The organism is Peterkaempfera griseoplana, from assembly GCF_001418575.1.
Lineage (GTDB): Bacteria > Actinomycetota > Actinomycetes > Streptomycetales > Streptomycetaceae > Peterkaempfera > Peterkaempfera griseoplana.
In genome coordinates this window covers 1-6,441 of sequence record NZ_LIQR01000038.1, presented here as the reverse complement: position 1 = coordinate 6,441, position 6,441 = coordinate 1, and the positions used below count along the sequence as shown (strand labels likewise).

Below are 6,441 nucleotides of genomic sequence, written 5' to 3'. Positions count from 1 at the left end.
GACACCGCCGGCGGTGTCACCCGGCGCCTGGCCGACATCGGCGCCGCCGAGCGCGACCTGGAGTGGAAGCCCGAGCTGGACCTCGACGAGGGCCTGCGCCGCCTGGTCGCCTGGTGGCGGCGCACCACCGCGGAGACCTCCGCCGCGAACCCGGAGGGCGACGCATGACCATCCCCGTGATGATCCCCTGGCTCGGCGAGGAGGAGGCCGAGGCGGCCGCCGAGGCGGTCCGCTCCGGCTGGATCGCCCAGGGCCCGCGGGTCGCCGCCTTCGAGCAGGCCTTCGCCGAGCACCTCGGCGTCCCGCACGCCGTAGCCGTCTCCTCCTGCACCACCGCCCTCCACCTCGCCCTGATCGGCGCCGGGGTCGGCCCCGGCGACGAGGTGGTCGTCCCCTCGTTCTCCTTCATCGCCACCGCCAACGCCGTCACCTACGTCGGGGCCGTGCCCGTCTTCGCCGATGTCGACCCGGCCGACGGCAATCTCACCCCCGCGACCGTCGAGCCGCTGCTCACCGACCGCACCCGGGCCGTGATCGCCGTCGACCAGGGCGGCGTCCCCGTGGACCTCGCCGCGCTGCGGGCCCTGGCCGACCCGCGCGGCATCACCGTCGTCGAGGACGCCGCCTGCGCCGCCGGGTCCACCTACCGGGGCGCCCCCGCCGGCCGCGGCGCCGCGCTGGCCGCCTACTCCTTCCACCCGCGCAAGCTGCTCACCACCGGCGAGGGCGGCATGGTCACCTGCCAGGACGCCGCCGTCGCCGCCCGGCTGCGCAGACTGCGCGAGCACGGGATGAGCGTCTCCGCGGCCGAACGGCACGCCTCCGCAGGGGGCGCCGCCGTGCTGGAGACCTATGACGAGATCGGCTTCAACCACCGGATGACGGACATCCAGGCCGCCATCGGCCTGGTGCAGCTGCGCAAACTGCCCGCCCTGGTGGAGCGGCGGCGCGCCCTCGCCGAGCGCTACCGGGCCCTGCTCGCCCCGCTCACCGCCGCGGGGGCCCGGCTGGTCGCCGACCCGCCCCACGGCACCACCAACCAGCAGTCCTGCTGGCTGCTGCTGCCCGACGGTTTCCCGGTCTCCCGCGGCGACCTGCTGGGCAAGCTCGCCGCCGCCGGGATCTCCGCACGGCGGGGCATCATGGCCGCCCATCTGGAGGCCCCGTACGCGGGCAGCGCACGCGTCCCGCTGCCCGTCACCGAGCACCTCACCCGCAACTCGCTGATCCTGCCGCTCTACCACTCCCTGACGGAGCAGCAGCAGGACCAGGTCGCCGCGGCGCTGCTCGGCGCCGCAGGCTGAGTACCGCCGCCACCCACACCACCTCCGGGGGACCGCACGCCATGACCGCCAGCCCGCCCGCAGACGCACCGATCCCGCTGGTCGACCTGCGGGCCGCCCATGCGGAGGTCGCCGAGGAGGTGAGGGAGGGGATCGACGGGGTCCTCGCCTCCGGTGCCTACATCAAGGGCCCCGACGTCGCCGCGTTCGAGCGGGAGTACGCCGAGTTCGCCGGTACCCGCCACTGCGTCGGCACCGCCAACGGCACCGACGCGGTGGAGCTGGCCCTGCGCGCCCTGGAACTGCCGCCCGGAGGCGCGGTGGTGCTGCCGGCCAACACCTTCGTCGCCACCGCCGAGGCCGTGGTGCGGGCGGGCCTGCAGCCCGTTCTGGTGGACGTCGACCCCGCCCATCTGCTGATCGACCCGGACCGGGTCGCCGAGGTCCTGGCCGCCGACGGCGGAGCCGTCGCCGCGGCCGGCGGCGACGGACGGCCCGGCCGGATCACCGCCCTGCTGCCGGTCCATCTGAACGGCCAGCTCGCCCCCATGGATCCGCTGCTGGACCTCGCCGCCCGCTACGGCCTGCCCGTGGTGGAGGACGCCGCGCAGTCGCAGGGCGCCACCCAGCACGGGCGGCCGTCCGGCTCCTGGGGCCGGATCGCCGCCACCAGCTTCTACCCGGGCAAGAACCTCGGCGCCTACGGCGACGCCGGAGCCGTCACCACCTCTCACGACGCCCTCGCCGACGCCGTCCGGCTGATCGGCGACCACGGGTCGGGACGCAAGTACGTCCATGACCGCTTCGGCTTCAACTCCCGGATGGACACCGTCCAGGCCGTGGTGCTGCGGGCGAAGCTACGGCGGCTGCCCGCCTGGAACACCGCCCGCCGCGCCGCCGCCGACCGCTACCACGCGCTGCTGTCCGGCATCGACGGCGTCACCCTGCCCCGCACCCTGCCGGGCAACGAGCACGTCTGGCATCTGTACGCCGTGCGGATCGGCGCGGGCCGCTCCCGCGACGCCGTCCTCGCCGCGCTGCAGGAGGCGGGCATCGGCGCGGGCATCCACTACCCCGTACCGGTCCATCTCCAGCCCGCCTTCCGCTCCCTGGGCCGGGGCGAGGGTTCCTTCCCGGTGGCCGAGCAGGCAGCCCGGGAACTGCTCACCCTGCCGCTCTTCCCCCAGATCACCGTGGACCAGCAGACCCGGGTCGCCGAGGCGCTGGCCAAGGCGATGGCCGGAGCGACCACCTGAGGCGGCCGGCGGCCGGCGGCCCACCGTACGACCGGTCGACCCGCCGGCGGGCGGTCAGTCCTGCGCCGCGAAACCGGTACGCCAGGTCGGATGGCGAGGCTGCCAGCCGAGGGCGCGGGCGGCGGCGTTGCGGGCACCGCGCTCCCAGCCCGTACGGCCGCCGACCGGCTCCGGCGCGGGCACACCCAGCGCCGCGGCCAGCACCGGGACCCACTCGCGTGCGGCCGCCGGCTCGTCGTCCACCACATTGACCACCCCGCTCGGCCACCCCAGGGCGTCCACCGCGGCCCGCGCCGCGTCCCCGACATGGACGAAGGAGCTGACGCCGTCGTCGGCCCGCAGCCGGCCCTCCTGCAGCCGGTCCGCCATCAGCCCGCCCGGCGCGTACCAGGTGCCGGGCCCGTAGAGGGCCCCGTAACGCAGCACCACATGGTGCGGAAGCTCCGCCACCGCGTCCTCCAGCGCCCGGACCCCGGCGACGGTGGTGGCCCTGGACTCCGGCGCCGTCAGGTCCAGCGGGGTGGACTCGTCGGCGGGGGAGCCGCCCGGTTCGTAGGCGAAGGCGATCGACTGGGCGACGATGCGTCTCGCCCCCGCCTTGAGCGCGGCGTCCACCAGATTGCGGGTGCCCTCCGTGCGGATGCGGGTGTTGGCGGCCAGGTCGTAGTCGGAGAGCGCGGTCAGCTGGTGCAGCACCGCATCCGGCTCTGCGGCCGTCAGCGCCCGGACCACCGCAGCGGGGTCCAGAACGTCGAGTTGTACCCCGGTGGCGCCCTGACCGCGCAGCCGCTCCACTCCGGCGGGGGTCCGCGAGGCCGCGACCACCTGGTGCCCCGCGTCGAGCAGCAGCGGCAGCAGCACACGGCCGACGGCGCCGGTCGCCCCGGCGAGGAAGACGCGCATGACGGGATATCCCTTTCCTGTGGAGTGACGTGGCATCAGCTTCCGTCGCGCAGGTCCTTGGGGGCCTGGCGCTGGAAGGAGATGCGGTCGAAGACCGCGGTGCAGCCCTCGCCGAGCGGGGACTGGGCCATGAAGCCCACCTTCACCCGGTCCGCGGCCTCCGGGCCGAGGGTGAAGTAGCGCAGCAGCCGCCACCGGTCGCCGTCCGCCGAGGAGTGCAGGGCGAAGGCCGCCCCGGTGCGGGTGATCCGCAGCCACAGCTGATCGCCCATCACCTCATGGGCGTTGGCGTCGTCGGAGGTGCCCCTGGTCACCACCGTGACGGCGGTCGGTCTGCCCTGGGGCGAGTACTCGAAGCAGAGCTTGGCCCAGAGCCGTTCCCCGGCGTGGATCAGCAGCACCCCGGCGTCATAGGTGGAGCGGAACCCCACGGTGACCCTGGCGGCGAGGGTGAAGTCCCCCTCGGGCGGTACGCCCACCAGCCGGGCCGCGTCGGGCAGTTGCTCCCCCTCGCGGCCCATCGGATCGGCGAAGAGGTCGGTTCCCGGCGCGGATGTCATGGTCAGCGTCCCGCCGTCGATGACCCAGGAGCCGCCGCGCGGTCCCTCCTCGGCGAGTGCTATCAGCAGGCCCTGGATGGCGTGTCCCCCCGCGTCAGAAACCTCAGGTCCGGCCACAGCGGCGTCCCCCTCCCTCGATGCCGTACCGCGCCGGGGCGCGGGCGGCCGGGTCCCATCCTGCTGGGCGGCGCCGCGCCGCGCCAGGGGGGCGGGGTGCGCGGGCGGCGGGCTTGTGACCGGGAAGAACCGCATCGGCGTCCACCCCCTAGGCTTGGGGCCGAGAAGTCGGAGCTGAGCCACTGGGGGCATCTCGATGACGACAGGTCGGCCCGGGGCGCCCGCCGGAGCGGGCAGGGCGCAGGCGCCTGGCGCCGCCTACGCGGGCCAGGCGGTGAAGTTCCCCGATCCCGTACGGGCGGAGCGGTACCCGGCGGGCGTGCGGGTCGATGAGCAGGGGTACCCGGACTTCGGCGAGTTCGCGGTGGCCGCCGCCGAGGTGGCCGACCCGCCCGACGGCTTCGGCGTCGACGAACTGCGGCTCACCGACTTCGTCTCCGCCAACGCGGCCCTCTACAGCCAGGGCCATGAACTCTGGGCCGACCTCGACTGCGCGGTGGCCACCCCGCACGGCTGGACCTGGCACCACGCCGTGGGCGGCGCACCGGCCGGCCGCCGGCGTCTGGAGCTGGTGCCCGTCGAGGTGAAGGCGCTGCTGCGCCACCACGGCGGACTGGCGCTCTCCACCGCCGACCACACCCGGCGCGGTACCCGCCCGCTGCAGGAGCACCGGCCCGCCCACTTCTCCCTCACCAAGGACGGCAGCGACCCGGTCGCGGTGACGGAGAGCCAGATACAGCGGGTCGAGGAGCGGCTGGGCTATCGGCTGCCCGGCGCCTACCGGGGCTTCCTCAAGGTCGCCGGCGGCCGCGCCCCCGTGGGCGTGGCCCTGGACACCGAGTTGGGACTGCTGGTCGACCAGCCCTTCTTCGGGGTTCGTGACGGCTATGAACTCGACGACCTGGTCTACGTCAACAAGTGCGTACGCGACCACCTGACCAAGGACTACCTGGCCGTCGCCTACACCCAGGGCGGCCTGCTGGCGCTCAAGGTGCGCGGCGCGGGCATCGGCTCGGTGTGGTTCTGCCCGTACGACGACGCCCGCGACCGGGGCGGTGACGAGCCGCCGGAGCAGCGCTGCGAGCGTCTGCTGCTGCCCTGCGGCGACGACTTCGACGCGTTTCTGCTGCGGCTGGCGGGCAGCCCGCCGGAGCTGCAGACGGTGGCCGAGCTGATGGTGGACGGCGGGTTCGCCCGTGCCGTCCCGGTGAAGGGGCAGGGGTGATCCGGCCGTGGTGACGTACGCGCAGGCGCAGGAGACCGCCGAGGACTGGATCAACGGCGGGGTGGCGCACTTCCAGCGCCGCGAGGTGCGGGTGCGGGAGTTCGACCTGGGCTTCGTCTGCTGGGCCGTGGACCGGGCCGACGGTCCCTCCTCGGACGGCGGGGAGGTCCGGCTGGTCATCGCCCGCGACAGCGGGGCGACCACGCTCTGGCCGCCGCTGCCGGTCAACGAGGTGGTCCGGCGGTACGAGGAGGCCTACGGCCGCCCCGCCGGGGCCACCCCCACATCGACCCCGGCACCGCCCGCGCGGGACTTCGCCGAGGCCACCTCGTTCCTGCTCAGCCCGCCGCAGTGGCTCCATGAGGCGGGCGCGGCGGCGATGGCCGCCGAGGCGGCCGAGCTGGCCGGGCAGCGGGGCGCGGCGACCCCGGCCGCTCCGGCCGCGGAGACGCCCTCGATGATGGTCGCCCCGCCGGTGGGGGACGGGCCGCCCGGCGATGTGCCGACCATGCTCTCCCCGCCTGACCGGACTCCGGCACCCGGGCCCTCCGTCGCCGCGAGGCCGCCGTCGGCTCCGGCCGCCGGCCCCACGCCGCCGCTGGGCGGCGACCCCTTCGGCGCGGGCGGTCCGGCGTCTCCGCCGCCTCCGCCGCCGGTGGGTGCCGGGGGCGGGTACGGGTATCCGGCTCCGCCTCCGGTGGGCGCCGGGGGTGGGTATGGCTATCCGGCTCCGCCGCCGCCTCCGCTGGGGGTGCACGGTGCTCCGCTGCCGCCTCCGCCGCAGGCGGGCGGTCCGGCGTCCCCGCCGCCTCCGCCGCCGGTGGGTGCCGAGGGCGGGTATGGCTATCCGGCTCCTCCGCCGCCTCCGCTGGGGGTGCATGGTGCTCCGCTGCCGCCTCCGCCGCAGGCGGGCGGTCCGGCGTCCCCGCCGCCTCCGCCGCCGGTGGGCGCCGGGGGCGGGTACGGGTATCCGGCGCCCCCGCCGCCGCCGAACCCCTTTGACGCAGGCCCGGGCGGGCCCGGTGAGCCGCTCGACCACGCCCCGACGATGCTGGCCTCCCCGGGCAGCCTCGGCATGCCCGGGGAGGCCAGCATCG

At 75.7% G+C, this 6,441-nt stretch carries 5 protein-coding genes and 1 pseudogene; 4 read left to right on the top strand and 2 right to left on the bottom strand.

Annotation, left to right across the window (positions count from 1 at the left end):
• Window positions 1–164: 164 nt before the first annotated feature.
• Together AOK09_RS02935 and AOK09_RS02930 are read left to right on the top strand one after the other, a co-directional pair.
• Window positions 165–1,304: a DegT/DnrJ/EryC1/StrS family aminotransferase gene (locus AOK09_RS02935; protein ID WP_055585510.1), complete on the top strand. Its 1,140-nt coding sequence runs from the start codon at window positions 165–167 to the stop codon at window positions 1,302–1,304.
• A 41-nt stretch (window positions 1,305–1,345) separates the two neighbouring features.
• On the top strand, window positions 1,346–2,539 hold the full coding sequence (locus AOK09_RS02930; RefSeq protein WP_055585509.1) for a DegT/DnrJ/EryC1/StrS family aminotransferase: 1,194 nt from the start codon (window positions 1,346–1,348) through the stop codon (window positions 2,537–2,539).
• 54 nt (window positions 2,540–2,593) lie between these two features.
• Here AOK09_RS02930 and AOK09_RS02925 read toward each other — a convergent pair whose 3' ends face one another.
• Window positions 2,594–3,442, bottom strand: coding sequence for an NAD-dependent epimerase/dehydratase family protein (locus tag AOK09_RS02925; protein WP_055585508.1), 849 nt, complete (start codon window positions 3,440–3,442; stop codon window positions 2,594–2,596).
• Window positions 3,443–3,477: 35 nt separating this feature from the next.
• On the bottom strand, window positions 3,478–4,119 hold the full coding sequence (locus tag AOK09_RS02920) for a DUF1349 domain-containing protein (protein WP_407675336.1): 642 nt from the start codon (window positions 4,117–4,119) through the stop codon (window positions 3,478–3,480).
• A gap of 196 nt (window positions 4,120–4,315) precedes the next feature.
• On the opposite strand from AOK09_RS02920, the gene AOK09_RS02915 reads away from it, so the two are divergent.
• The gene (locus AOK09_RS02915; protein WP_079062685.1) at window positions 4,316–5,344 is read left to right on the top strand and encodes an SMI1/KNR4 family protein; all 1,029 of its coding nucleotides are present in this window, start codon (window positions 4,316–4,318) and stop codon (window positions 5,342–5,344) included.
• Window positions 5,345–5,351: 7 nt separating this feature from the next.
• Window positions 5,352–6,441: pseudogene (locus tag AOK09_RS39885) on the top strand (SUKH-4 family immunity protein); the annotation flags it as partial.

Excerpts from the sequence above, each read along its gene's own strand:
- AOK09_RS02935 (WP_055585510.1), top strand. The coding sequence starts at position 165 with ATGACCATCCCCGTGATGATCCCCTGGCTCGGCGAGGAGGAGGCCGAG.
- AOK09_RS02930 (WP_055585509.1), top strand. The coding sequence starts at position 1,346 with ATGACCGCCAGCCCGCCCGCAGACGCACCGATCCCGCTGGTCGACCTG.
- AOK09_RS02925 (WP_055585508.1), bottom strand. The coding sequence starts at position 3,442 with ATGCGCGTCTTCCTCGCCGGGGCGACCGGCGCCGTCGGCCGTGTGCTG.
- AOK09_RS02915 (WP_079062685.1), top strand. The coding sequence starts at position 4,316 with ATGACGACAGGTCGGCCCGGGGCGCCCGCCGGAGCGGGCAGGGCGCAG.